22 protein-coding genes are annotated in these 24,163 nt (G+C 59.0%); 12 read left to right on the top strand and 10 right to left on the bottom strand.

Annotated elements, in window-relative coordinates; all coding sequences use genetic code 11:
• Positions 1-126: 126 nt before the first annotated feature.
• Entirely contained in the window at positions 127-1,029 is a 903-nt protein-coding gene (fieF, locus tag ACQUTI_RS23075; protein WP_002882907.1) for a CDF family cation-efflux transporter FieF, read from the bottom strand.
• 158 nt (positions 1,030-1,187) lie between these two features.
• Entirely contained in the window at positions 1,188-1,691 is a 504-nt protein-coding gene (gene cpxP, locus ACQUTI_RS23070; protein WP_004203672.1) for a cell-envelope stress modulator CpxP, read from the bottom strand.
• 149 nt (positions 1,692-1,840) lie between these two features.
• Between cpxP and cpxR the strand changes: the two genes are divergently transcribed.
• Positions 1,841-2,539, top strand: a complete 699-nt coding sequence (cpxR, locus tag ACQUTI_RS23065) for an envelope stress response regulator transcription factor CpxR (protein WP_004203671.1) — start codon at positions 1,841-1,843, stop codon at positions 2,537-2,539.
• The gene (gene cpxA / locus ACQUTI_RS23060; RefSeq protein WP_004203670.1) at positions 2,536-3,909 is read left to right on the top strand and encodes an envelope stress sensor histidine kinase CpxA; all 1,374 of its coding nucleotides are present in this window, start codon (positions 2,536-2,538) and stop codon (positions 3,907-3,909) included. The genes cpxR and cpxA overlap by 4 nt, the downstream gene beginning before the upstream one ends.
• Before the next feature lie 63 nt (positions 3,910-3,972).
• Here cpxA and yiiM read toward each other — a convergent pair whose 3' ends face one another.
• Positions 3,973-4,647 (bottom strand): 6-hydroxyaminopurine reductase, encoded by a 675-nt coding sequence (gene yiiM, locus ACQUTI_RS23055; protein WP_064178643.1) that lies wholly within the window; start codon positions 4,645-4,647, stop codon positions 3,973-3,975.
• Positions 4,648-4,719: 72 nt separating this feature from the next.
• Positions 4,720-5,340: a superoxide dismutase [Mn] gene (gene sodA, locus ACQUTI_RS23050; protein ID WP_004203668.1), complete on the bottom strand. Its 621-nt coding sequence runs from the start codon at positions 5,338-5,340 to the stop codon at positions 4,720-4,722.
• A 289-nt stretch (positions 5,341-5,629) separates the two neighbouring features.
• Between sodA and rhaT the strand changes: the two genes are divergently transcribed.
• Positions 5,630-6,664, top strand: coding sequence for an L-rhamnose/proton symporter RhaT (gene rhaT / locus ACQUTI_RS23045; protein WP_004203667.1), 1,035 nt, complete (start codon positions 5,630-5,632; stop codon positions 6,662-6,664).
• 32 nt (positions 6,665-6,696) lie between these two features.
• On the opposite strand, the gene rhaR is transcribed toward rhaT, so the two are convergent.
• The gene (gene rhaR, locus ACQUTI_RS23040; RefSeq protein WP_004203666.1) at positions 6,697-7,542 is read right to left on the bottom strand and encodes an HTH-type transcriptional activator RhaR; all 846 of its coding nucleotides are present in this window, start codon (positions 7,540-7,542) and stop codon (positions 6,697-6,699) included.
• A gap of 73 nt (positions 7,543-7,615) precedes the next feature.
• Complete coding sequence (gene rhaS / locus ACQUTI_RS23035) at positions 7,616-8,452, bottom strand: HTH-type transcriptional activator RhaS (protein ID WP_004203665.1); 837 nt, start codon at positions 8,450-8,452, stop codon at positions 7,616-7,618.
• A 310-nt stretch (positions 8,453-8,762) separates the two neighbouring features.
• Here rhaS (ACQUTI_RS23035) and rhaB point away from each other — a divergent pair, with 310 nt between their 5' ends.
• The 9 genes from rhaB (at position 8,763) to rhaM (ending at position 18,814) form a co-directional block, all read left to right on the top strand.
• Positions 8,763-10,229 (top strand): rhamnulokinase, encoded by a 1,467-nt coding sequence (gene rhaB / locus ACQUTI_RS23030; RefSeq protein ID WP_004203664.1) that lies wholly within the window; start codon positions 8,763-8,765, stop codon positions 10,227-10,229.
• Positions 10,226-11,485: an L-rhamnose isomerase gene (locus ACQUTI_RS23025; protein WP_428923379.1), complete on the top strand. Its 1,260-nt coding sequence runs from the start codon at positions 10,226-10,228 to the stop codon at positions 11,483-11,485. The genes rhaB and ACQUTI_RS23025 overlap by 4 nt, the downstream gene beginning before the upstream one ends.
• 151 nt (positions 11,486-11,636) lie before the next feature.
• On the top strand, positions 11,637-12,467 hold the full coding sequence (gene rhaD / locus ACQUTI_RS23020; protein WP_004203662.1) for a rhamnulose-1-phosphate aldolase: 831 nt from the start codon (positions 11,637-11,639) through the stop codon (positions 12,465-12,467).
• 81 nt (positions 12,468-12,548) lie between these two features.
• The gene (gene rhaS, locus ACQUTI_RS23015) at positions 12,549-13,535 is read left to right on the top strand and encodes a rhamnose ABC transporter substrate-binding protein (RefSeq protein WP_004203661.1); all 987 of its coding nucleotides are present in this window, start codon (positions 12,549-12,551) and stop codon (positions 13,533-13,535) included.
• Between the two features lie 214 nt (positions 13,536-13,749).
• On the top strand, positions 13,750-15,261 hold the full coding sequence (locus ACQUTI_RS23010; RefSeq protein WP_122542747.1) for a sugar ABC transporter ATP-binding protein: 1,512 nt from the start codon (positions 13,750-13,752) through the stop codon (positions 15,259-15,261).
• Positions 15,258-16,265, top strand: coding sequence for an ABC transporter permease (locus tag ACQUTI_RS23005; protein WP_428923378.1), 1,008 nt, complete (start codon positions 15,258-15,260; stop codon positions 16,263-16,265). The genes ACQUTI_RS23010 and ACQUTI_RS23005 overlap by 4 nt, the downstream gene beginning before the upstream one ends.
• Positions 16,262-17,266 carry an ABC transporter permease gene (locus ACQUTI_RS23000; protein WP_032455459.1) on the top strand — a complete coding sequence of 335 codons (1,005 nt, stop codon included), beginning with the start codon at positions 16,262-16,264 and terminating at the stop codon, positions 17,264-17,266. The genes ACQUTI_RS23005 and ACQUTI_RS23000 overlap by 4 nt, the downstream gene beginning before the upstream one ends.
• Before the next feature lie 88 nt (positions 17,267-17,354).
• Positions 17,355-18,503, top strand: coding sequence for a lactaldehyde reductase (gene fucO, locus ACQUTI_RS22995; protein WP_049116372.1), 1,149 nt, complete (start codon positions 17,355-17,357; stop codon positions 18,501-18,503).
• On the top strand, positions 18,500-18,814 hold the full coding sequence (gene rhaM / locus ACQUTI_RS22990; RefSeq protein ID WP_017899830.1) for an L-rhamnose mutarotase: 315 nt from the start codon (positions 18,500-18,502) through the stop codon (positions 18,812-18,814). Before fucO ends, rhaM begins: the two co-directional genes overlap by 4 nt.
• Positions 18,815-18,936: 122 nt before the next feature.
• On the opposite strand, the gene ACQUTI_RS22985 is transcribed toward rhaM, so the two are convergent.
• The 4 genes from ACQUTI_RS22985 to ACQUTI_RS22970 all read right to left on the bottom strand — a co-directional run bounded on the left by ACQUTI_RS22985 (position 18,937) and on the right by ACQUTI_RS22970 (position 24,122).
• The gene (locus tag ACQUTI_RS22985; protein ID WP_017899831.1) at positions 18,937-19,530 is read right to left on the bottom strand and encodes a maltose acetyltransferase domain-containing protein; all 594 of its coding nucleotides are present in this window, start codon (positions 19,528-19,530) and stop codon (positions 18,937-18,939) included.
• Between the two features lie 51 nt (positions 19,531-19,581).
• Positions 19,582-20,847 (bottom strand): MFS transporter, encoded by a 1,266-nt coding sequence (locus ACQUTI_RS22980; protein WP_004203654.1) that lies wholly within the window; start codon positions 20,845-20,847, stop codon positions 19,582-19,584.
• 41 nt (positions 20,848-20,888) lie between these two features.
• On the bottom strand, positions 20,889-23,012 hold the full coding sequence (locus ACQUTI_RS22975; RefSeq protein WP_004203653.1) for an alpha-galactosidase: 2,124 nt from the start codon (positions 23,010-23,012) through the stop codon (positions 20,889-20,891).
• Between the two features lie 114 nt (positions 23,013-23,126).
• Positions 23,127-24,122 (bottom strand): substrate-binding domain-containing protein, encoded by a 996-nt coding sequence (locus ACQUTI_RS22970; RefSeq protein WP_032455457.1) that lies wholly within the window; start codon positions 24,120-24,122, stop codon positions 23,127-23,129.
• Positions 24,123-24,163 lie beyond the last annotated feature (41 nt).

Below are 24,163 nucleotides of genomic sequence, written 5' to 3'. Positions count from 1 at the left end.
ACGCTAATGACAATAGTATATCAAACGCTTCAAGCTGAATTGATTCAGGTCAGACCAAACGGCGGTAATTTATACAAAAAATGCCGAGCTGACCCACATTTTTACATCGAGTTTACAGACTATAACCTAACGCTCAAAAAAGCCCTGCTGCGCCGCTGGCACCACAGAACTGGGATCCTGATGGATAATGACATCGGATCCCGGGAAACGGCGCAGAATCGCCTGCTCCACCTGGTCTGCAATCACGTGGGCTTGCACCAGCGGGAGGTTATCTTCCATTTCCAAATGAATCTGAATAAAGCGGGTCGGCCCTGACTGCCGCGTTCGTAGATCGTGCGCCCCGCGGATGCCGGGCCATGCGGTCACGATGGTGATAATGTCCTGACGCTCCTCGTCAGGCAAAGCGCGGTCGAGTAACGACTGAACCGCCTCATAGCCCATCCGCAGCGCGCTATATAAAATATAGATGCCAATTCCTAAGGCAAACAACGCATCGGCGCGATGCCAGCCGTACCAGGATAGGCCCAGCGCCACCAGAATGGCGCCGTTCATCATAACATCAGACTGATAATGAAGCATATCCGCCCGCACCGCCTGGCTCTGGGTTTTTCGCACCACCCAGCGCTGGAAAGTCACCAGCGCCAGCGTGCTGACGAGAGCGATCAGCGTCACAACGACCCCGACGCCGGCGGCCTGCAGCGGCTCCGGACGCACCAGGTGCTGAATACCGGTGAGAAACAGGAACAGCGCCGAGCCGGAGATAAACATGCTTTGCGCCAGCGCCGCCAGCGACTCCGCTTTGCCGTGGCCAAAGGTGTGTTCTTCATCAGCCGGTTGCAGCGAATAGCGAACCACCAGCAGGTTGGTCAGCGAGGCGGCAATATCCACCAGCGAATCCACCAGCGCAGCCAGAATACTGACTGAACCGGTATACCACCACGCAAAAATTTTGATCAAAAGTAACGCAGAGGCCATCGCTGTCGCAGCGATAGCGGCGCGGCTGACCAACCGGCCATAAGATTGATTCATATAGGCTCCTTCTCCTGCACTGCGCTTAGTATAACCTGAACTTGTGACGCTCACGGGAAAGGCGAAGAAGTTGATTTGCCGAAAAAAGGGCAAAAAAAACCCCCACTTCATGTGGGGGAAGACAGGGATGGTGTCTATGGCAAGGAAAACAGGGTTTGTTACTGGGGTTGCAGGGTGTTGCTACTACTCGAAAGCATCATCGCTGAGCCTTTCTGCATCCTTGCAACCTCACGCAACTGATCCATACGTTGCTGGTGCTTAGCATTTAAAACCGCTTGCTGCTCTGGCGTAAGCAGGTGGTACATCTGGTTGCGGACCTTAGCCATCTCGACCTGGCGAGCAACCTGTTCCTGCGCCATCTTTTCTGCCTGAGCGCGCACAGCGTTTTCATCAAAATTTTCTGCGGTGACAAGGCGATGCATTGTCTCCATTTCGCTAACATTAACGGGGAGCCTGTCGTGGCGTGCCCGTTGCATAAGATCCCGTAACTGCTGACGTTGCTGCTCGGTTAAACTTATGCCGTCAAACATATGGCTCTGGCTACCGCGCTGTCCCCCTTCGTCTCCGGGGAGCCAGTTAACGCTGGTAACGACTTCAGCGGCCTGGCTAATTGCACTTAGCGCCAGCGTTGAGGCCATGACGGCAGCGATAACATTGCGCATCACATACTCCCAAAACGTTTGTGTCGCGATTCAACGAGAGACAGTCTACGATTCAGGCTGCAAACATGCGTCAGGGGGTGTAAAACAACGTAAAGTCATGGATTAGCGGGCCTTGATGACGTAATTTCTGCCTCGGAGGTATTTAAACAATGAATAAAATCCTGTTAGTTGATGATGACCGGGAGCTCACCTCCCTGTTAAAAGAGCTGCTCGATATGGAAGGTTTTAACGTGCTGGTGGCCCATGATGGGGAACAGGCGCTGGCCCTTCTGGACGACAGCATTGATTTATTGCTGCTCGACGTAATGATGCCGAAGAAAAACGGTATCGATACGCTGAAAGAGCTGCGTCAGACACACCAGACACCGGTTATCATGCTAACAGCGCGCGGGAGCGAGCTGGATCGCGTTCTCGGCCTCGAGCTGGGCGCAGATGACTATTTGCCTAAGCCGTTCAACGATCGTGAACTGGTGGCGCGTATACGCGCGATTCTGCGCCGTTCCCACTGGAGCGAACAGCAGCAGACGACCGAAGCCGGTTCGCCGACCCTGGAAGTGGATGCCTTAAGCCTCAATCCGGGCCGTCAGGAAGCCAATTTCGATGGCCAGACGCTGGAGCTCACCGGCACCGAGTTCACCCTGCTCTATCTGTTAGCGCAGCATCTCGGCCAGGTGGTGTCACGCGAACATTTAAGCCAGGAAGTGTTAGGCAAGCGCCTGACGCCGTTCGACCGCGCTATCGATATGCATATTTCCAACCTGCGGCGTAAGCTGCCGGAGCGCAAAGATGGCCATCCGTGGTTTAAAACGCTGCGTGGCCGCGGGTATCTGATGGTTTCCGCTTCATGATTGGAAGTTTGACTGCACGCATCTTCGCCATCTTCTGGCTCACGCTGGCGCTGGTGTTGATGCTGGTGCTGATGTTGCCCAAACTGGACTCCCGGCAGATGACCGAGCTGCTGGAAAGCGAGCAGCGTCAAGGCATCATGATCGAGCAGCACGTCGAGGCCGAGCTGGCCAACGATCCGCCAAACGACCTGATGTGGTGGCGTCGTCTGTTTCGCGCCATCGATAAATGGGCGCCTCCTGGGCAACGCCTGCTGCTGGTGACCAGCGAAGGCCGCGTGATCGGCGCAGAACGCAACGAGATGCAGATCATTCGCAACTTTATCGGCCAGGCCGATAACGCCGATCATCCGCAGAAAAAACGCTATGGCCGCCTGGAAATGGTGGGCCCGTTCTCCGTCAGGGATGGGGAGGATAACTATCAGCTGTATCTGATCCGTCCCGCCAGCACCTCACAATCCGACTTTATCAACCTGCTGTTTGACCGGCCGCTGCTGCTGCTGATCGTCACAATGCTGGTTAGCGCCCCGCTGCTGCTGTGGCTGGCGTGGAGCCTGGCGAAACCAGCGCGTAAGCTGAAAAATGCCGCCGACGAGGTCGCCCAGGGCAACCTGCGGCAGCATCCGGAGCTGGAAGCTGGACCGCAGGAGTTTTTAGCCGCCGGCGCCAGCTTTAACCAGATGGTGACGGCCCTGGAGCGGATGATGACCAGCCAGCAACGGCTACTGTCCGATATCTCGCACGAGCTGCGCACGCCGCTTACGCGCCTGCAGTTGGGTACCGCCCTGCTGCGCCGCCGCAGCGGTGAGAGCAAGGAGCTGGAGCGCATCGAAACTGAAGCGCACCGGCTGGACAGCATGATCAACGACCTGCTGGTGATGTCGCGCAATCAGGCGAAAAACGCCCTGGTGAGCGAGACGGTCAAAGCCAATCAGCTGTGGAGCGAAGTGCTGGACAACGCGGCGTTTGAAGCCGAGCAGATGGGTAAATCCTTCACCGTTGAGTATCCTCCGGGCCCGTGGCCGCTGTACGGTAACCCCAATGCGCTGGAAAGCGCGCTGGAGAACATCGTCCGCAACGCCCTGCGCTACTCGCACACGAAGATTTCCGTCAGCTTCTCGGTGGATAAAGACGGGATTACGGTTAACGTCGATGACGACGGCCCGGGAGTCAGTCCGGAGGATCGCGAGCAGATTTTCCGGCCATTCTACCGGACCGACGAGGCGCGCGACCGCGAGTCCGGCGGCACCGGCCTGGGGCTGGCGATTGTCGAAACCGCTATTCAGCAGCACCGTGGCTGGGTGAAGGCCGACGACAGCCCGCTGGGCGGTCTGCGCTTAACCCTCTGGCTGCCGCTGTATAAGCGCACCTGATGCTATCCCGGCTTGCGCTACGCTAAGCCGGGAGCATCCCCGGAAATACTCAATATGGGGGAATTATTTCCCCCATAATCTCCGTGAATTATCTTCGATCTTGCCGCTTAAACGGCGCTTCTGCATGGTTCTGCTCCAGCTCACCGACAGGCCCGCGGCCGACAATAAGCGGTGGTACTGATCGTCATCAAACGGCATATGCCAGGCAATCGCCCCGGCCTCATGGACGCTGACCTCACTCAGGCGAGAGACCAGCTCGAGCGGCGCATCGCTGGAGGCTTTCCCCCCGGCGATCACCCGATACAACCAGCCGGTCTTCCCGCTGTTTTGCATCAGCTGAGCCATGTCATTGATCGAAAAATGAAAGTTGAGCTTGAAGCACGGAGAGCGCGGCTGGGTGACCTGGATCAGCGCCTCGCCCCAGCGAAAGATATCGCCAATGTAGACGTTTTGTTCGGTGAGCCCGGTGGTGGAGAGGTTTTCGCCGAACGCCGGGGCGCAGAACCGATCGGCCTGCTGGGGGAATTCACGGATCCAGTCGGCATAGTGTTCGCGCGGATAGTGACACAGCGCGCGGTCCGGCCCGCCGTGTATTTTCTTCTCCGCCTGCTCATCCCCTTCGAGACCGAGATCGCCGAGCTGCAACTCGCCGTCAACCTGGATTTTGCCGATCGCGCTGGGACGACTGCCCGTGTAGTCCCTGATTTTGCCGACAAAGACATTCACCGGATAATGCATCTCTGCTCTCCTTGCTACCGATATAAAAAAAGCGAGCCATCAGACTCGCTTCTCTCTTAGCACATTGCAACCTTATTTTTTGGCGGCAAAACGCGCTGCAGCTTCGTCCCAGTTCACCACATCCCAGAAGGCTTTGATGTAGTCCGGGCGACGGTTCTGGAATTTCAGGTAGTAAGCGTGTTCCCACACGTCCAGACCCAGGATCGGGAAGCCAGAAGCGCCGGAAATGGCTTCGCCCATCAGCGGAGAATCCTGGTTAGCGGTGGAGACAACGGCCAGTTTGTCACCTTTCAGGACCAGCCACGCCCAGCCGGAACCGAAACGGGTAGCAGCGGCTTTTTCAAATTCCGCTTTGAAGTTGTCCACAGAGCCGAAATCGCGCTCGATAGCCGCTTTCAGGTCGCCCTGCAGGGTGGTACCGGTTTTCAGGCCTTTCCAGAACAGGCTATGGTTCGCGTGGCCGCCGGCGTTGTTACGCAGTACGGTTTTTTTGTCAGCCGGCAGCTGATCCAGCTTGGTGATCAGCTCTTCAGCGGACAGGTTAGCGAACTCCGGCAGGCTTTCCAGCGCGGCGTTGGCATTGTTCACGTAGGTCTGATGGTGTTTGGTGTGATGGATCTCCATCGTCTGCTTGTCGAAGTGCGGTTCCAGAGCATCGTAAGCGTACGGCAGGGATGGCAGGGTATAGCTCATAATCATCTCCATTATTGTCGAGCGGCTCAAGTGTTAACGCCGCGTAAGCAGTTTGTCCATTATAGTTAATTAAATGGTATTGAAAATGCTTATCAATGCCGTATTTTTCATATGGATATAACCAGAAGAAATACCCGCCGTTTTGTGATGTAGAACAACTAATTAAGCCCATGGTTGCCAGAGTTCGCCATCCTGTGGCAACGTCCTGAAGGCGGCCAAAGCGGCTAATTTTTACACTCATCGCATCGGAAGCCGCCGTCTCCGATAAAAAAAGATGAGGATAAAATCAATGAATCACGCGATTACGATGGGTATTTTTTGGCATTTGATAGGGGCCGCCAGTGCCGCCTGTTTCTATGCCCCGTTCAAGAAAGTAAAACACTGGTCGTGGGAAACCATGTGGTCGGTCGGGGGGATCGTCTCCTGGCTGATCCTGCCCTGGGCCATCAGCGCCACGCTGTTACCCGATTTCTGGGCCTACTACCGTTCCTTTAACGCCTCCACGCTGCTGCCGGTCTTTCTGTTCGGCGCCATGTGGGGTATCGGTAATATCAACTATGGCCTGACCATGCGCTATCTCGGCATGTCGATGGGGATTGGCATCGCCATTGGCATCACGCTGATTGTCGGTACGCTGATGACGCCGATTATTAACGGTCAGTTTTCGGTGCTGATGCACACCCAGGGCGGTCAAATGACGCTGCTCGGCGTGCTGGTGGCAGTGGTTGGCGTTGGCATCGTCACCCGCGCGGGCCAGCTGAAAGAGCGCAAAATGGGCATCAAAGCCGAAGAGTTCAATCTGAAGAGAGGGCTTCTGCTGGCGGTGATGTGCGGTATCTTCTCGGCAGGGATGTCGTTCGCGATGAACGCCGCCAAACCGATGCATGATGCCGCCGCGGCGCTCGGCGTCGACCCGTTATATGCGGCGCTGCCAAGCTACGTGGTGATTATGGGCGGCGGGGCGCTGGTTAACCTTGGCTTCTGCTTTATTCGTTTGGCAAAAGTGAAGAGCCTGTCCGTCAAAGCCGATTTCTCGCTGGCCAAACCCCTCATCATCAGCAACCTGCTGCTTTCCGCCCTCGGCGGCCTGATGTGGTATCTCCAGTTCTTCTTCTATGCCTGGGGCCACGCCAGCATTCCGGCGCAGTATGACTATATGAGCTGGATGCTGCACATGAGCTTCTACGTACTGTGCGGCGGTCTGGTGGGTCTGGTGCTGAAGGAGTGGAACAACGCCGGTCGTCGTCCGGTGAGCGTCCTGAGCCTCGGCTGCGTGGTGATCATCATCGCCGCCAACATCGTCGGTCTGGGAATGGCCCGTTAAGCACCGGAGCATTTGCCTGACAAAGACGCGCTTCAGGCGGCGGCGCGACTGCGCTGCCGCCACTGCCCCGGCGACATGCCGATTTCCCGGCTGAACACCACCGAAAAGTAGTTACTGTCCTCAAAGCCGCACTGCATGGCGATATCGCCGATTAAGCGCTCGGTATGCTGCAACAGATACTGCGCATGGCAGATCCGCAGCTGGCGTAAATAGTGATTGATGGTCATCCCGGTTTGCTGGCGAAACTGCTGACGTAGCGCCCGCTCGCTGCCACCCTCCTGCTCGCAGAAACGCTCCAGGACAAAGGGGCGGCTCAGGCTGGCCGCCAGCGCGGCCAGCAGTTTGTCCAACAGCGCTTCGCGCTGCGTCGCCGCCAGGTTATCCGTCGCGTAGCGATGCCGCTGGAGGGTCAGCGCCAGCTGAGCAAACAACAGCTCGGCCATCGCATTCCCCTGCGCATCGTGCCGGGAACACTCATGCTCAAGCTGACTAATCACCTGACGCGCCTGCGCCATACCGGTGCTGCCCATGCGCCAGTGGGGCTTCCACGGGGTGCCGAAGAGGCCAGGGATCGCCCCCGCCCAGTCGAAATTGAGCTGCAGCCGCTCCGGGCAATAGATGATGTTCTGCAGAACCAGATCGTTAACGGAAGCATAGGAGTGTTTATCTTCGGCGCGAATATAGAACAGATCGCCGCGGGTAATGCGCCAGGGACGGTCGTTGAGAACATGCAGCCCGTTGCCCCGCCACACCAGCACCAGCTCGCAGAACTCATGGGTGTGTTCAGCAAAGACGTTTTGCGGATAGCGGTCAGCCACCGCCACCGCCTGCGTGGCGGAAGGGAAAAATTCCTCTTTACGTAGAATCAAACCGGCCACGGCTCACACTCCCAACGCGGATAACGGCGCATTATTCGCGTTTTTTCTCCGCAATACGTTGACTCCTCTCGCGTTACTGAAGAATAGCGTCGCGCCCCTGGCGGATATCGCGCGGCGACCAGGAAAACTCGCGGCGAAAAAGCGTCGAAAAGTGGTTACTGTCGCCGAATCCGCAGCGATAGGCGATATCCGTCACGCTTTCATCGCTGTGGCGCAGCAGGTGGCGGGCTTTCATCAGGCGCACCCGATTGAGATAGCGCTGCGGCGTCAGGCCGGTCTGCTGCTTCAGCTGGCGGTGTAGTGTACGCAGCGATAGCGAAAACTGCGCCGCCACCTCCTCCCAGCAGATCTCCTGCGCAAAATGGTCTTCCAGCCAGGCCAGCAGCTGATTCAGCCGCGCATCGTTGTTGGTGGCCTCTTCCGCAAGGCTGCTTTTCCGCAGCAGCACCAATAGCTGCATAAACAGGATCTCACGGCTGGCGACGGCATGGGTATCCGTTTCGCTCCCCATGGCCTCCATCTGCGCCACGATATGCCGCACCTGCTGCAGAACCGTCTGGTTCACCCGCCAGTGCGACGGGTAGTTGCCCTCCTGCTCCTGGGGCAACAGCTGGCTGACCCCGGCGAGAAACCGAAACGCATCCGGCGCGCGATAAAGCACGTTGGTCAGACACAGATTGTCCGTGTGCTCGTAAAGATGCCGGTCGTGATCGCGAATAAAGCAGACCGAGCCGCCGCCGATGGTATAGGGCTGGCCATTGAAGACGTGAATGCCCGTACCCTGCTCCACGATGACAATTTCATGAAAATCATGGTGATGCTCAGGAAAGGCCGACTGAGGGAGGCGGGGTTCAATAGCCACCGTCGAGATCCCGGCCTTAAAGAAATCCGTACTGTGCAATATGGTCATGATGCCACCCTCGTAATGAGAAAAATTATCAGTCACCGGCTGATAGTAATGAAGGGTTGGCTATCCGGCCTTCAATTTTTGACCGCAAAATTCGTAAATCCTGCCGCTTTTTCAAGAATCAGCCGGAAAGATGCGGAACTGCGGACCCCATCACATCCTCCTCACCACCGCCCAAAACCGCAATTTGTGATTTTCCTCACGGTCACCTTTGCTTTCTTGCCAGCGGCCAGTTTCGGCTGTCCGTAGCGAGAAGGTGTGAGTCAGCGCCCTTTTTTAGACTGCGGACAATGATTTTAAGAAGGGTCTTTCCATGAGTATTCGTCATTGTGTCGCCGTCGATTTAGGCGCCTCCAGCGGGCGGGTCATGCTCGCCAGCTATCAGTCCGGGCCGCGCGCCCTGACGCTGCGTGAAATTCATCGCTTCACCAACAGCCTGCAGAAGGTGGATGGCTTCGACTGCTGGGATCTCGATAGCCTCGAAGGCGAGATCCGCCGCGGGCTGGAGAAAGTGTGTGAGCAGGGCATCCTGATCGACAGCATCGGCATCGATACCTGGGGCGTGGATTATGTCCTGCTGGATAAGCAGGGTCAGCGCGTCGGGCTGCCGGTCTCCTATCGTGACGATCGCACCCAGGGCCTGCTACGTCACGCTGAAGAACAGCTGGGCCGGGCGGAGATCTATCGCCGCAGTGGCATTCAGTTTCTGCCGTTTAACACCCTTTATCAGCTGCGCGCCCTGGTGGAACAGCAGCCGGAGCTGGTCAGTCAGGCCGCCCATGCCCTGCTGATCCCCGACTATTTCAGCTTCCGCCTGACCGGCAATCTGAACTGGGAATATACCAACGCCACCACCACCCAGCTGGTCAACATCCACAGCGATAACTGGGATGAGACGCTGCTGAACTGGACCGGCGCGCCGCGCGAGTGGTTTGGCACCCCGACGCATCCCGGCAATGTGACAGGCCACTGGATCTGCCCGCAAGGCAACCGTATTCCGGTGGTCGCCGTCGCCAGTCACGACACCGCCAGCGCGGTGATCGCCTCCCCGCTGGCCGACCGCCACGCCGCCTATCTCTCCTCCGGCACCTGGTCGCTGATGGGGTTTGAAAGCCTGACCCCTTACACCTGCGACGCGGCGCTGCAGGCCAATATCACCAACGAAGGCGGAGCCGAAGGCCGCTATCGGGTGCTGAAAAATATCATGGGCCTGTGGCTGCTGCAGCGGGTGCTGAAAGAACAAAACGTCAGCGACCTGCAGGGGCTGATCGCCCGCACTGCCGCGCTGCCGGCGTGTCGCTTCATCATTGACTGCAATGACGACCGCTTTATCAACCCGGCCAGTATGAGCGCCGAGATCCAGGCCGCCTGCCGCGGATCCGGCCAGCCGGTTCCTCACAGCGACGCCGAACTGGCGCGCTGCATTTTCGACAGCCTGGCGCTGCTCTACGCCCGGGTGCTTAACGAGCTGGCGGCGCTGCGCGGCCAGCCCTTCAGCCAGCTGCATATCGTCGGCGGCGGCTGCCAGAACGAACTGCTCAACCAGCTGTGCGCCGACGCCTGCGGGATCGCCGTCGTGGCCGGCCCGACAGAGGCCTCCACCCTCGGCAATATCGGCATCCAGTTAATGACCCTCGACGAGCTGGCCAGCGTCGATGAGTTTCGTCAGGTGGTGCGCGGCAATGCGTCCCTCACCGCCTTTACCCCCAATCCTGATAGTGAAATTGCCCGTTTCGTGGCGCAGTTTCAGCCACAACAGACCAAGGAGCTTTGCGCATGACCACTCAACTTGAACAAGCCTGGGAAATTGCTAAGCAGCGCTACGCCGCCGTCGGCGTGGATGTCGAGGAGGCCCTGCGCCAGCTGGACCGTCTGCCCGTCTCCATGCACTGCTGGCAGGGTGACGACGTCGCCGGTTTCGAAAACCCGGCGGGAAGCCTGACCGGCGGCATCCAGGCCACCGGCAATTACCCGGGCAAAGCGCGCAATGCTCAGGAGCTACGCGCCGACCTTGAGCAGGCGCTGAGCCTGATTCCGGGGCCAAAACGTCTCAACCTGCACGCTATTTATCTGGAAGCCGACGCGCCGGTGGCGCGCAATGAGATAAAGCCGGAGCACTTTAAAAACTGGGTCGAGTGGGCGAAAGCCAACAAACTGGGGCTGGATTTCAACCCCTCCTGCTTCTCGCATCCGCTGAGCGCCGACGGCTTTACCCTGTCGCATGCCAACGATGAGATCCGCCAGTTCTGGATCGACCACTGCAAAGCCAGCCGCCGCGTATCCGCTTATTTTGGCGAGCAGCTGGGCACCCCGTCAGTGATGAATATCTGGGTGCCGGACGGCATGAAGGACATTACCGTTGACCGCTTCGCGCCGCGCCAGCGGCTGCTGAACGCGCTGGATGAAGTCATCAGCGAAAAATTCGACCCGGCGCACCACATTGACGCCGTCGAGAGCAAGCTGTTCGGTATCGGCGCCGAAAGCTACACCGTCGGCTCCAACGAGTTCTATATGGGCTACGCCACCAGCCGCCAGACGGCGCTGTGCCTGGATGCCGGCCACTTCCACCCGACGGAGGTCATCTCCGACAAGATCTCCGCCGCCATGCTCTACATCCCGCGCCTGCTGCTGCACGTCAGCCGCCCGGTGCGCTGGGACAGCGACCACGTGGTGCTGCTGGATGATGAGACTCAGGCCATCGCCAGCGAAATCATTCGCCATAACCTGTTTGACCGCGTGCACATCGGCCTCGACTTCTTCGATGCCTCCATCAACCGCATCGCGGCCTGGGTGATTGGTACCCGCAATATGAAAAAAGCGCTGCTGCGCGCCCTGCTGGAACCGACCAACCAGCTGCGCCAGCTGGAGAACGACGGCGATTACACCGCCCGCCTGGCGCTACTCGAAGAGCAAAAAACCCTGCCGTGGCAGGCCATCTGGGAGATGTACTGCCAGCGTCACGACACGCCGGCGGGCAGCCAGTGGCTGGACAACGTGCGGGCTTATGAGAATGCGGTTCTGAGCCAGCGCGGGTAATACACGGGCTTCCCCGGGTCGCGGCTGACGCCTTACCCGGGCTACGAACTGCGCGATGTTGCCAGAGCGCACCGAACCGTTCCCTCTCCCCTGTGGGGAGAGGGTTAGGGTGAGGGGCTACCCCCACCGAATTAACAGGAAAGACAAGACTATGCAGACCATTATCGACGCCTGGTTCGTCCAGGGCATGATCAAAGCCACCTCCGACGCCTGGCTGAAAGGCTGGGACGAGCGCAACGGCGGCAACCTGACGCTGCGTCTGGATGAGGCGGATATCGAACCTTACGCGGCGGATTTCCACGCTAAACCCCGCTATATCGCCCTCAGCCAGCCGATGCCAACCCTGGCCAATCAGCCGTTTATCGTCACCGGTTCCGGCAAATTCTTCCGTAATGTCCAGCTCGACCCGGCCGCTAACCTTGGCGTGGTGAAAGTCGACAGCGACGGCGCGGGATACCATATCCTGTGGGGTCTGACGGAGGATGCGGTGCCGACCTCCGAGCTGCCGGCACACTTCCTGTCGCACAGCGAGCGCATCAAACTGACCGACGGCAAGGACCGGGTGATCATGCACTGTCATGCCACCAATCTGATCGCCCTGACCTACGTCCTGGAGAACCACAGCGATCTGTTCACCCGCAAGCTGTGGGAAGGTAGCACCGAATGTCTGGTGGTCTTCCCGGATGGCGTCGGCATTCTGCCGTGGATGGTGCCAGGCACCGATGAAATCGGCCAGGCGACTGCGGAAACCATGCAAAAACACTCGCTGGTGCTGTGGCCGTTCCACGGCGTCTTCGGCAGCGGCCCAACCCTGGATGAGACCTTCGGCCTGATCGACACTGCCGAGAAGTCCGCCGAAGTGCTGGTGAAAGTCCTGTCCATGGGCGGGATGAAGCAGACCATCACTCGCGAAGAGCTTATCGCTCTTGGCAAACGCTTCAACGTCCAGCCGCTGCAGTCCGCGTTAGATCTTTATCCATAACAACATCGCGCCCCGCTCACCGAGACGGGGCGAAGCCTCACCTGCAAACCCTACAAAACTGACTCATGTGGAGTAAAAGCAATGAAAACAAAGACAAGCTTGATCCTCACCGTTGCCGCCCTGGCGTTGTCCGGTTCCGCCTTAGCAGAAGTTAAAATCGCCCTCGTGGCGAAATCGCTGGGAAATGGCTTCTTCGAAGCCGCCAACGTTGGCGCCCAACAGGCCGCCAAAGAGTTAGGTGATGTCAAAGTGATCTACACCGGCCCGACCACCACCACCGCCGAAGCGCAGATCGATGTGCTGAACGGGTTGATCGCCCAGGGGGTGGATGCGATCGCCATTTCCGCCAACGATCCGGACGCGGTGGTGCCGGTGCTGAAAAAAGCGATGCAGCGCGGCATCAAAGTGGTTTCCTGGGACTCCGGCGTGGCGCCGGCAGGCCGCCAGATCCATCTTAATCCTTCCAATAACGCCTTAATTGGCGAGACCAACGTCAAGCTCGCCGCCGATGCGCTGAAGGCGCTGAACGTGGAGAAGGGGGATGTGGCGGTGTTAAGCGCCACCCCGACCTCCACTAACCAGAATATCTGGATTGAGGAGATGAAAAAGGTGCTGCCGCAGTATCCGTCCGTCAATCTGGTGACCGTCGCCTACGGTGACGATCTGTCGGATAAAAGCTACCGCGAAGCGGTGGGCCTGCTGAAATCATATCCGGATCTGAAAGTCATTGTTTCGCCGTCATCGGTGGGAATTGTTGCCGCCGCGCAGGCGGTGAAGGACCAGGGAAAAATTGGCAAAGTCTATGTCACCGGGCTGGGGCTGCCGTCGGAAATGGCCGGCGCGATCAAGTCTGGCGCCAGCAAAAGCTTCGCCATCTGGAACCCGATTGACCTCGGTTACGCCGCCACCTATCTGGCCGACGATTTAGTCAAAGGCACGGCGACCAAAACCGAAGCCAGTATGGGCAAGCTGGGCAAAGTGAAGCTGGACGCCGAAGGGAATGGCGCGATGGCCGAGCCGTTTGTCTACGATGCGAGCAACATCGATAAGTTCTCGAAAATTTTCTAACCCTTGTTCCCTCACCCCGGCCCTCTCCCAGAGGGAGAGGGGGAACAGCTGGCCCTCTGCGCGATGCGGCCTGCGGGCGCCGGACCGTTCCCTCTCCCCAGGGGAGAGCGGGAAAGACTGGTCCTCTGCGCAATGCGGCCTGCGGGCGCCAGACCGTTCCCTCTCCCCTTTGGGGAGAGGGTTAGGGTGAGGGGCGATTTTACGGAGAACTATCATGTCAGCATCAACACCACTGCTGTCGCTGAAGGGGATCACCAAGATTTTTCCCGGTGTGCGCGCCCTTGAGAACGTACAGCTCGATCTCTGGCCCGGCAAAGTGACCGCCCTCATCGGCGAAAACGGCGCGGGGAAATCCACGCTGGTCAAAGTGATGACCGGTATTTATCAGCCCGAAGAGGGGGAGATCCTCTATAAAGCGATTCCCATTCATCTGCCGACGCCGGAGTCGGCGCACAAGATAGGGATCACCGCCATTCACCAGGAAACCGTGCTGTTTGACGAACTCTCGGTCAGCGAAAACATTTTCGTCGGCCAGTATCTGTATAAGGGACTGCTCAAAACGCTCGACTGGCCGGCGATGCACCGCCGGGCTGGTGAGATCCTCGCCCGGCTGGAAGTCCAGATCGACCCGCGGGCAACGTTAAAAACGCTCAGCATCGCCCAGCGGCACATGGTGGCAATTGCCCGGGCGCTGGCTTTCGACGCCCAGGCGGTGATCCTCGATGAGCCGACCGCCGCGCTTTCCCAGCATGAAATCCTGGAGTTTTATCACATCGTTGAGCGTCTGAAGCAGGACGGCAAAGCGATCCTGTTTATCTCGCATAAGTTCGATGAAATTTTCGAGCTGGCCGACTATTACACCATCCTGCGCGATGGGGTGTACGTCAGCTCCGGAATGATGAGCGATATTACCGAAGAGCGGATGGTGTCGATGATGGTGGGCCGGGCGATCAGCCAAACCTACCCGAAAGTCGACTGTACCCCAGGGGAAACGGTGCTGGAGGTCAACGATCTTTGTCATCCTACCGAGTTTGCCGATATCAGCTTCAGCCTGCGCAAGGGAGAAATTCTCGGCTTTTACGGCCTGGTGGGCGCCGGACGCACCGAGCTGATGCAGGCGCTCTCCGGCGTAACGCATCCCTCCTCCGGCGAGATCCGACTGAACGGCAGCCCCATGCGCTTTCGCCAGCCCGCCGATGCCATCCGCGCGGGCATCGTCTGCGTACCGGAAGAGCGACAGAAACAGGGGGCGATCATCGCCCTGCCTATCGCCCAGAACATCAGTCTGCCGCAGCTGAGCAAGCTCAATCCTAACGGCGTCCTGAACGACGCCCGGGAATGGCGGCTGGCGGACGAGTACGCCTCGCGCCTGCAGGTTAAAGCCTCCAGCTGGCGGCAGCCGGTGGAGACCCTCTCTGGCGGCAACCAGCAGAAAGTGGTGATCGGCAAATGGCTGGCGACCCAACCCGAGGTGATCATCCTCGATGAGCCGACCAAAGGCATCGATATCGGCTCAAAAGCCGCTGTGCATCAGTTTATGTCCGAGCTGGTCAGCCAGGGGCTGGCGGTGATTATGGTCTCGTCAGAGCTGCCGGAAGTGATGGGCATGGCCGACCGGATTATCGTGATGCATGAAGGGCTGATGGTCGCCGAGTACCGGGCCGGGGAAGCGACGGCGGAAACCATCGTTAGCGCCGCCAGCGGCATCGGCCAGGAGGCAGCATGATGGGACACGCATGGCTGAAGCATCGCGAAGCGCTGCTGGCGCTGGTCATCATTTTGATGATCGGCGCCATTGGCAGCCGGGCGCCGTCGTTCGTTTCACCGGGTAATCTGGTGGAGATGTTTAACGATACCGCCATCCTTATCATTCTCGCCCTCGGACAGATGATGGTGCTGCTCACCAAAGGCATCGATTTGTCGATGGCCGCCAACCTGGCGCTGACCGGGATGATCGTCGCCCTGCTCAATGCCCATAATCCGGGTATTCCGGTGGTAGCGCTGCTGGCGCTGGCAACCCTGCTGGGCCTGCTGATGGGGATGATTAACGGCCTGCTGGTCTGGCGCCTCGGCATTCCCGCCATCGTGGTGACCTTGGGCACCATGAGCATTTATCGCGGCATTATCTTCCTGCTGACCGACGGCGGCTGGGTTAACTCACATCAGATGAGCGCTGATTTTCTCAGTCTGCCGCGCAGCACCCTCCTGGGATTGCCGCTGCTGAGCTGGTGCGCCATCGCCGCGCTGCTGCTGGTGGGTTACTTCCTGCGCTACAGCCGCACCGGCTGGGCCTTGTATACCGCGGGCGGCAACGCGACGGCGGCGTATTACACCGGCATTAACGCCGGGAAAATGCAGTTCGTCAGCTTCTGCCTCTCCGGCGCGCTGGCTGGCTTCTGCGGCTATCTGTGGATCTCGCGCTTCGCCGTCGCCTATGTCGATGTGGCGAACGGCTTTGAGCTGCAGGTGGTCGCCGCCTGCGTGATCGGCGGTATCAGCACCATGGGCGGAAGCGGACGGGTACTGGGCTGCCTGTGCGGCGCGCTGTTCCTCGGGGTCATCAATAATGCCCTGCCGGTGATCGGCATTTCGCCGTTCTGGCAAATGGCGATTTCCGGGGCAGTGATCGTCATGGCGGTGCTGCTTAACGAGCGCGGCAATCGCGGTCACGGGCGGTTAATCCTGCGTAACGCGGCGTTAGCCCGGCAGAAACAAGGGATGAAATCATGAGCAAGATGATGGTATCTGAAGAGATGAAAAACGCCCCGGCCGTGCCGTCGCCGCTGCGCCGCCTGCTGTGCTGGGAAGGGTTTTTACTGGCGGTGACCCTCGCGGTATTTATCGGCAACGCCCTGGCTTCCCCGTACTTCCTCAATATCTGGAACCTCTCGGACGCGACCTTTACCTTTACCGAGAAGGCGATCGTCGTCCTGCCGATGGCGATGCTGATTATCGCCCGGGAAATCGATCTGTCGGTGGCCTCGACGATGGCGCTCAGCTCAACGGTGATGGGCTTTTGCGCGGCGGCGGGGATGGATACGCCGCTGCTGGTATTGGTCGGATTGGGCGTGGGTCTGCTATGCGGTCTGTTCAACGGTATCCTGGTGACGCGTTTTAACCTGTCGTCGATCGTGATCACCATCGGCACCATGAGCCTGTATCGCGGCATCACCTATATCCTGCTGGGCGATCAGGCGCTCAACCACTACCCGGAGAGCTTTGCCTGGTTCGGCCAGGGGTACGTGTGGGGGGCGCTCTCTTTTGAGTTTGCGCTGTTTATCCTCCTCGCGGCCGCCTTCACCTTCCTGCTGCATAAAACTAACTTTGGCCGCCGAACCTATGCCATCGGCAATAACCCGACCGGCGCCTGGTACTCCGGGATCAACGTGAAGCGACATAACCTCGCGCTGTTCGCGCTGGTCGGGCTGATGGCCGGGCTGGCGGCGATCCTGTTGACCTCACGGCTCGGCAGTACCCGCCCCACTTTGGCGATGGGCTGGGAGCTGGCGGTTGTCACCATGGCGGTGCTCGGCGGCGTCAATATTCTTGGCGGTTCCGGCAGCATGCCCGGGGTGATCATCGCCGCCTTTCTGATGGGGCTGGTGACCTTCGGCCTGAGCCTGCTGAACGTACCCGGCATCGTGATGTCGGTGATTATCGGCGCGATGCTGATCGTGGTGATCTCCCTGCCGATTATGGCCCGGCGGATGCTGCAGCGAAGACGATGTTAATTTCCCCCTCGCCCTGGCCCTCTCCCAAGGGAGAAGGGCGGGGTGAGGGGAAACGGATTTCCCAAAATCAACATTAAGGAGAATTATCATGAGTTTTATGTTGGCACTACCTAAAATCAGCCTCCACGGCGCAGGCGCTATCGGTGATATGGTCAAGCTGGTAGCGGGCAAACAGTGGGGCAAGGCGCTGATCGTCACCGACGGTCAACTGGTGAAGCTGGGCCTGCTGGACAGTCTGTTTTCCGCGCTGGATGAACAGCAGATGGCTTATCAGCTGTTTGACGGCGTGTACCCTAATCCCACCGAAGCGCTGGTGCAGCAAGGCTATGCGGCGTACCAGGCGGCCCGCTGCGATTACCTGATCGCCTTCGGCGGCGGCAGCCCGATTGATACCGCCAAGGCGATAAAAATCCTCACCGCCAACCCTGGCCCCTCCACAGCCTACTCCGGCGTCGGCAAAGTGAAAAACGCTGGCGTGCCGCTGGTGGCCATCAACACCACCGCCGGCACGGCGGCGGAGATGACCAGCAACGCCGTGATTATCGATAGCGAGCGTCAGGTAAAAGAGGTGATTATCGACCCGAACCTGATCCCGGATATCGCCGTCGACGACGCCAGCGTGATGCTCGACATCCCACCAGCCGTTACCGCCGCCACCGGCATGGACGCCCTGACCCACGCCATCGAGGCCTTTGTCTCCGTTGGCGCCCATCCCCTCACCGACGCCAACGCCCTCGAGGCCATCCGCCTGATCAACCTGTGGCTGCCAAAAGCGGTAGAGGAGGGACACGATCTGCAGGCCCGCGAACAGATGGCCTTTGGCCAGTATCTGGCGGGCATGGCGTTCAACAGCGCCGGCCTCGGGCTGGTACACGCCCTGGCCCATCAGCCTGGCGCCACCCACAACCTGCCGCACGGGGTGTGCAACGCCATCCTGCTGCCGATCATCGAAAACTTTAACCGCCCGAACGCGGTGGCGCGCTTTGCCCGCGTGGCGCAGGCGATGGGCGTCGATACCCGCGGCATGAGCGATGAGGCTGCCAGCATGGAGGCCATCAATGCCATCCGCACGCTGAGCAAACGCGTAGGGATCCCCCAGGGCTTCAGCCAGCTTGGCGTCAGCAAAGCCGATATCGAAGGCTGGCTGGATAAAGCGCTGGCCGACCCGTGCGCGCCGTGTAACCCGCGCCCCGCCAGCCGCGATGAGGTTCGCGAGCTCTATCTGGAGGCATTATGATCCGCAAAGCCTTTGTGATGCAGGTTAACCCTGACGCGCACGAGGAGTATGCACGTCGCCACAACCCCATCTGGCCGGAGCTGGAGGCGGTGCTGAAAACGCACGGCGCGCACCACTACGCCATTTATCTCGATAAAGAGCGCAACCTGCTGTTCGCCACGGTGGAGATTGAGTCGGAAGCCCGCTGGGAGGCGGTCGCCAGCACGGAAGTGTGCCAGCGCTGGTGGAAATACATGCGCGAGGTGATGCCCAGCAACCCGGACAACAGCCCGCTGAGCGCGGAGCTCAAAGAAGTGTTTTATCTGGCGTGAAACCCCGCGACGCCGGAGAGTACTTTCCCCGGCCTCCCCCTATGCGGGCTGGAGGCCGGTTCAACGGCGATAATGCAAAACAGGGGACACGATCCTTTACGCTCCCCTGTTTCTCTCGTCCATCATCCGGGGAAAAGTGCGTATTTGTCTTTATCCGCATCGGTAATTTCTCTTAATACCCGGCAAGGTACGCCAGCGGCAACCACATTCGCCGGTATAGAGCGATTTACCACACTGCCCGCGCCTATGACTGAATTCTGGCCAATCGTTACCCCGGGATTAATAATCACCCCCGTGCCTAACCAGACCCCATCTTCAATCACTACCGGTAATGAAAATTGTTGATGCGTATGGCGCAGCGCGGGGTGGATGGGATGCCCGGCGGTGGAGATAGTGACATTTGGCGCAAACATGACGTTATTGCCGATGATAATGTCCGCATCGTCGACCAGCGTGAGGTTAAAATTGGCATAAAAATTATCACCAATCGTCGTATGGATCCCATAGGCAATATTGATCGGCGGCTCTATCCAGCATTGTTCGCCGACTTTCGCGAACATGCGCTGAATAATATCGTTGCGCAATTCCTGATTAAACGGATGCGAATGATTATATTCATAGGCCCGCGCTTTACCCATCAGCCGCTGCTCCGGCAAGCCATATCCTGCATCCAGGTAAAGCTCACCGCTGTTCATACGTTTTTTCATATCCATCATGACATCTTCCTTCTCTGTCAGGCACCACCCTGTGCCACGGAATGTTGATAATTAAACGGTCATCGCATTATCGCGCAGCGGCTCACTTTTCGCCTTGCCCGCTAACGTAAACGCGGATATTAAGGTGACCGTCAGGGCTATTCCGCCGAGGATCATATAGGTCTCCTGGAAGCCGATCCGATCATACATATTGCCGGCGAAGGCGGAGAGGAAGATCGCCGCCACCTGTTTGGCGAACTGGAAGCCCACCAGATAAATGGTCGCCGACAGCCGGACATCAAACACGCCGGTGATGTATTTAAAGGCGCCCACCAGCAGGAACGGCACTTCCAGCGCATGGAGCATCTTCAGCGCCACCACTTCCGCGGCGGTGGTGGCGAAGGAAGAGCCAATCATTCTGGCCGCCATCACCATCCCGGCGATCAGCAGGGTATTCTTCGCTCCGATGCGGTTAATAATCCACGGCGAGCTGAACATAATGATGGCGTTACATATTTCTCCCGCGGTGGTGGCGAAACCAAAGGCACGGGTGCCTGCTTCCGGGGTCGCAAAGAACGATTTGAAGAAGGTGGCGAACTGCTGATCGAAAACGTCATACACGCAGGCTACGCCGATAACATACAGAATAAACATCCACATCTTCCGCTGACGGAACATGCGCACCGCCGTTTTTAAATCGATCGCCGGGCGATTGGCGCCGAGCGAGTCCATTACCTGCGCGGACTGACTGGCCTGCGGTTTGGCGATAGCCACCAGCACCACCAGCAGCAGCGCGGCGGCCGACCCCATCCAGAACACCCATTCGGGATTAATGCTGAACAGCATGCCGGCGGTGGTGGCGCACAGCGCCCATCCCAGACAACCAAAGGTGCGCGCCTTGCCGTATTCAAACCCGCTGTTGCGGCTTACCCGTTCGATATAGGCCTCCATCGCGCCGGCGCCTGCGGAGAATACAAAGCCGATATAGGCGCCGCCGCTCAGCGCCCCGAGCCAGATGTTGGTTTTCAGCAGCGGCGCGAAAACATAGAGGAAGAAGGGAGCAATCAGCACCAGCAGAACGGTCACGATCCACATCAGATGTTTTTTCAGCCCCAGCTTGTCTGAGATCACCCCGAGAACCGGCTGGAAACAGATGGCGAACAGCGACAGGCTGGAGAAAACGAGGCCGGTTTCAGTTTTATTCAGGCCGATAACATCCGACAGCCAGATCGGCAGAAACGGAAAGCAGGTGGCCATGATGAAGAAGTAGAGAAAGAAGAACAGCCCGAAAATCCAGAAGTTGGGGTTGTTTTTGTGGGTACAGACGGTCGGGTTCATTATATTTTCCTCAAGAAGGGCCGCGACGCGGCCCGATACCATCACACGCGTTGCAGGCCAATCAGAATGGCGCTTTCCGGGTCGAGGATGGGCAGCGCCAGCCCCGCCTGCTGTAGCCACTCACCGCTCACCGTCTGCGGCGTCGTCATCCATGCCGGCAGCTTCCGCATGGTGTGGCCGCCCTCGCCGGTGATCTGAATGTTCGGATGATCGAGGAGCGTCACCTGATAGCGGGCGCTCGCCTCCAGCCCCGCCAGGCGCAGCGGCGCCATCAGGGTGTAGTCCGGCATCGCCAGCTGGCTGACGAGGAAAATCGCCTGCGCTTTATCCGGGCTGACGACGCCATGAGCAAGGGTGGTGGCGTCCGGCATATCCATCCGCCACTGCACGCCGTGATGGATCACGTCGCGCCACTGCTTATGCAGAGCCGCGTATTTCCTATACCCGGCGCGCTCTTCTTCATCGGCGCTCACCGGATCCAGCTCAAGCCCCATATGACCGAACAGCGCCGTCAGGCCGCGGAAGGCGATACTGTGCTGGCGGAAGGTGGCATGACAGTGGCGATTACCGATATGCGCGCCCATCACCTCCGGCGGGAAGAAGTAGCTCATGCCGCGCTGGATGGTGTTGCGCTCAAGGGCGTCATTGTTGTCAGAAGCCCAGAAGCGATGGCTGCGCTTGAGGACTTCATAATCGATACGACCGCCGCCGGAGGAGCAGGATTCAAATTCAATATGCGGGAAGCGGGCCACCAGCGTATCCAGCAGGCGGTAGAACTGGCGAGTCTGCGCATCGGCGGCGGCTTTGCCGTTATGGCCCGGCTGCACCAGCTCGCGGTTCATATCCCATTTCACGTAGTCCACCGCATGTTCGCCCAGCAGCCAGCTCATCCGCTCCAGCAGATAATCAAAGGCTTCCGGAATATTCAGGTTCAGGACAAACTGATGACGCCCGGGAAGCGGCGTATAGCCCGGAAGCGCCAGCACCCAATCAGGGTGTGCCCGATACAGATCGGAATCCGGGTTAATCATCTCAGGCTCCACCCAGATACCGAACTCCATCCCCAGCGATTTCACGTGGTTGATAACCGGCGTCAGGCCGTGGGGGTATTTTTTCTCATCGAGATACCAGTCGCCGAGCGCCGCCCAGTCGTCGTTGCGTCCTTTAAACCAGCCGTCGTCAATGATAAAACGCTCCACGCCCAGGGCCGCCGCTTCATCCGCCATGCGCATGATGTAGTCCGGATCGTGGTCGAAATAGATCCCCTCCCAGGTGTTGAGATGCACCGGGCGCGGCTTGTTGCCCGGGAAGCGAATAATCCGTTCGCGCAGATAACGATGGAACTGCTGGCTCATGCCGTTCAGCCCGTTCGCCGAGTAGCTGGCATACAGGTAAGGCGTCCACAAGGTTTCCCCTTCTGCCAGCGCCATTTCGCCCGGCAGATAGAGCGCCTCGGCCTGCAGATAGCGGCGGCCATCGGTTTTCACCTCCGCCCGCAGGCGATGATTACCGCTCCAGGCCAGATGCACGCCCCAGACTTCACCCTGCATCTCGCTAAAGGCGTGGCTGCCGGTGATCAGGGCCGGGAAATGTTCGTGAGAGGTGCGCCCGCGGCGGTTCTCCAGCACAAAGCTGTCGTGCTCCAGGGTCAGGCGGTGAGGCTGAAACTCGCGGATCCAGCGGCCATGGAAAGCCATTACCTCACGAGCGCGTTCGGCGACCGGCAGCGTGACCGCCAGGCGATCCACCTGCCATGGGCTGACGCGCAGATTGGTCACGCCATGGCGCACGCTCAACACACCGCTGGCATCCAATGCGATCTCGCTGTACAAACGCAGGCCGGCATGCGGGTCTTCGCTGACCAGGGTTAGCGTCTGGCCCTCGTGCCGCACTTTGCTGGTGGCGAAAATCGGCGAGGCATCCAGCCCCTGGCGATGGCCTTCAATGCCCGGCGCGCCAAACAGACCATGGCCCAGTTCCGCCATTAAAGTGACCGGGGAATCGACATCGAGGCGGCCATTGGCGACCGGTCGCGTCAGGCTGTCGGCATCCTGCGGCGAAAAGTGGCTTAAATGCGGCCCCCAGTAGATAATTTCGGCGAAAGGGCGGGCTTTGATCACCACGTCAACCGTTGCGCTTTGCAGGCGTATAATCGAATCTGACATTAGACATCTCCATATCAAGGAATGTCTTACTGTTGATCCGAAACGTTTCGGACGCCAACCAAAACGTTTCGGATCCGTGATCGAGTTCAGGAAATTAATCTGTGGAGAGAAGTATCAGGCGGTTTCGCCGGGAATGAATTCGGGCTGCCAGAGCACCTGAAGCGAGGTCAGATCTTCGCCGGCAATTAAGCGGCGGACCATCGTGGCTATCTGGCGGCCCACCCCCTGTCGGGTGGATTGAACCACCGCGCCCACCGGGGTGTCGATGATGCTATCCTGCGGCAAACCGTCGTAGACCACCAGTGAGACGCGATCGGCGCCGGTAAGACGTCCGAGCTGAGCCAGGGCCATCGCCGCGCCGTCGCCATGGGTATTGCAGTCGGTGACAATCGCCGTTGGCGGTTCAGGCAAGCGCAGCAGCTCCATCGTTGTCTGAAACCCGCCGCGGCGGGTGGGCGGCACGCTGCGCAGCCAGGTTTCCGCCAGGCCCGCTTCGCGCAGCGCTTCCAGGTAACCGTTGCGGCGTTGGGTAATAAACGCCTGATTATTATTTTCGCTCAGCAGCGCGATGCGCCGGTGCCCCTGGCTAATCAGATGACGGGTGGCGCGATACGTGCCCGCCTGGTTATCGAAATCAAACCAGGCGTAGGGCTGCGGCAGGCGGCTACGGCCCAGCGCGAGAAAAGGAAAGCCGGAAGAGAGCAGCTGAATCAGGCGCGGGTCGTCATCCAGGGTATGCGCGACGATCAACGCATCGACGCGACGGCTCTGCACCATGCGCATATAGCCGTGTTTATCGGCCTGTTCATCATCGGCGATCAGCAGTAAATCAATCTCATAGCGCGCCAGCTCGTGGCTGATTTCTCCCACCATTTCGAGAAAGACGTTGTTATTCAGCGGCGCGGGGCGCACGGGGAAAACGAGGCCAACGGCGTCGATTTTGCCCATTTTCAGGCGACGCGCGAACGTGTTTGGCCGATATCCGCGACGCTGCGCTTCAGCCTCCACGCGAGCACGGGTCTCCTGCGACACATCATCATAGCCGTTTAACGCGCGGCTGACGGTCGTTACCGAGATCCCAAGTTCTTTAGCAATGGCTTTCAGCGACATAGGTATGCCTGTCTTCGCGGAAGAATGCGGCTAGTGTCCCG

Origin of the sequence: Klebsiella sp. 7-CIP_Kleb., from assembly GCF_050378655.1 — a bacterium.
Taxonomy (GTDB): Bacteria; Pseudomonadota; Gammaproteobacteria; order Enterobacterales; family Enterobacteriaceae; genus Klebsiella; species Klebsiella quasipneumoniae.
This window is presented reverse-complemented; position numbering and strand designations above follow the sequence as displayed.

Bases quoted from the DNA above. Each gene is read 5' to 3' on its own strand.
- fieF (WP_002882907.1), bottom strand. From the start codon at position 1,029: ATGAATCAATCTTATGGCCGGTTGGTCAGCCGCGCCGCTATCGCTGCG.
- cpxP (WP_004203672.1), bottom strand. From the start codon at position 1,691: ATGCGCAATGTTATCGCTGCCGTCATGGCCTCAACGCTGGCGCTAAGT.
- cpxR (WP_004203671.1), top strand. From the start codon at position 1,841: ATGAATAAAATCCTGTTAGTTGATGATGACCGGGAGCTCACCTCCCTG.
- cpxA (WP_004203670.1), top strand. From the start codon at position 2,536: ATGATTGGAAGTTTGACTGCACGCATCTTCGCCATCTTCTGGCTCACG.
- yiiM (WP_064178643.1), bottom strand. From the start codon at position 4,647: ATGCATTATCCGGTGAATGTCTTTGTCGGCAAAATCAGGGACTACACG.
- sodA (WP_004203668.1), bottom strand. From the start codon at position 5,340: ATGAGCTATACCCTGCCATCCCTGCCGTACGCTTACGATGCTCTGGAA.
- rhaT (WP_004203667.1), top strand. From the start codon at position 5,630: ATGAATCACGCGATTACGATGGGTATTTTTTGGCATTTGATAGGGGCC.
- rhaS (WP_004203665.1), bottom strand. From the start codon at position 8,452: ATGACCATATTGCACAGTACGGATTTCTTTAAGGCCGGGATCTCGACG.
- rhaB (WP_004203664.1), top strand. From the start codon at position 8,763: ATGAGTATTCGTCATTGTGTCGCCGTCGATTTAGGCGCCTCCAGCGGG.
- ACQUTI_RS23025 (WP_428923379.1), top strand. From the start codon at position 10,226: ATGACCACTCAACTTGAACAAGCCTGGGAAATTGCTAAGCAGCGCTAC.
- rhaD (WP_004203662.1), top strand. From the start codon at position 11,637: ATGCAGACCATTATCGACGCCTGGTTCGTCCAGGGCATGATCAAAGCC.
- rhaS (WP_004203661.1), top strand. From the start codon at position 12,549: ATGAAAACAAAGACAAGCTTGATCCTCACCGTTGCCGCCCTGGCGTTG.
- ACQUTI_RS23010 (WP_122542747.1), top strand. From the start codon at position 13,750: ATGTCAGCATCAACACCACTGCTGTCGCTGAAGGGGATCACCAAGATT.
- ACQUTI_RS23005 (WP_428923378.1), top strand. From the start codon at position 15,258: ATGATGGGACACGCATGGCTGAAGCATCGCGAAGCGCTGCTGGCGCTG.
- ACQUTI_RS23000 (WP_032455459.1), top strand. From the start codon at position 16,262: ATGAGCAAGATGATGGTATCTGAAGAGATGAAAAACGCCCCGGCCGTG.
- fucO (WP_049116372.1), top strand. From the start codon at position 17,355: ATGAGTTTTATGTTGGCACTACCTAAAATCAGCCTCCACGGCGCAGGC.
- rhaM (WP_017899830.1), top strand. From the start codon at position 18,500: ATGATCCGCAAAGCCTTTGTGATGCAGGTTAACCCTGACGCGCACGAG.
- ACQUTI_RS22985 (WP_017899831.1), bottom strand. From the start codon at position 19,530: ATGATGGATATGAAAAAACGTATGAACAGCGGTGAGCTTTACCTGGAT.
- ACQUTI_RS22980 (WP_004203654.1), bottom strand. From the start codon at position 20,847: ATGAACCCGACCGTCTGTACCCACAAAAACAACCCCAACTTCTGGATT.
- ACQUTI_RS22975 (WP_004203653.1), bottom strand. From the start codon at position 23,012: ATGTCAGATTCGATTATACGCCTGCAAAGCGCAACGGTTGACGTGGTG.
- ACQUTI_RS22970 (WP_032455457.1), bottom strand. From the start codon at position 24,122: ATGTCGCTGAAAGCCATTGCTAAAGAACTTGGGATCTCGGTAACGACC.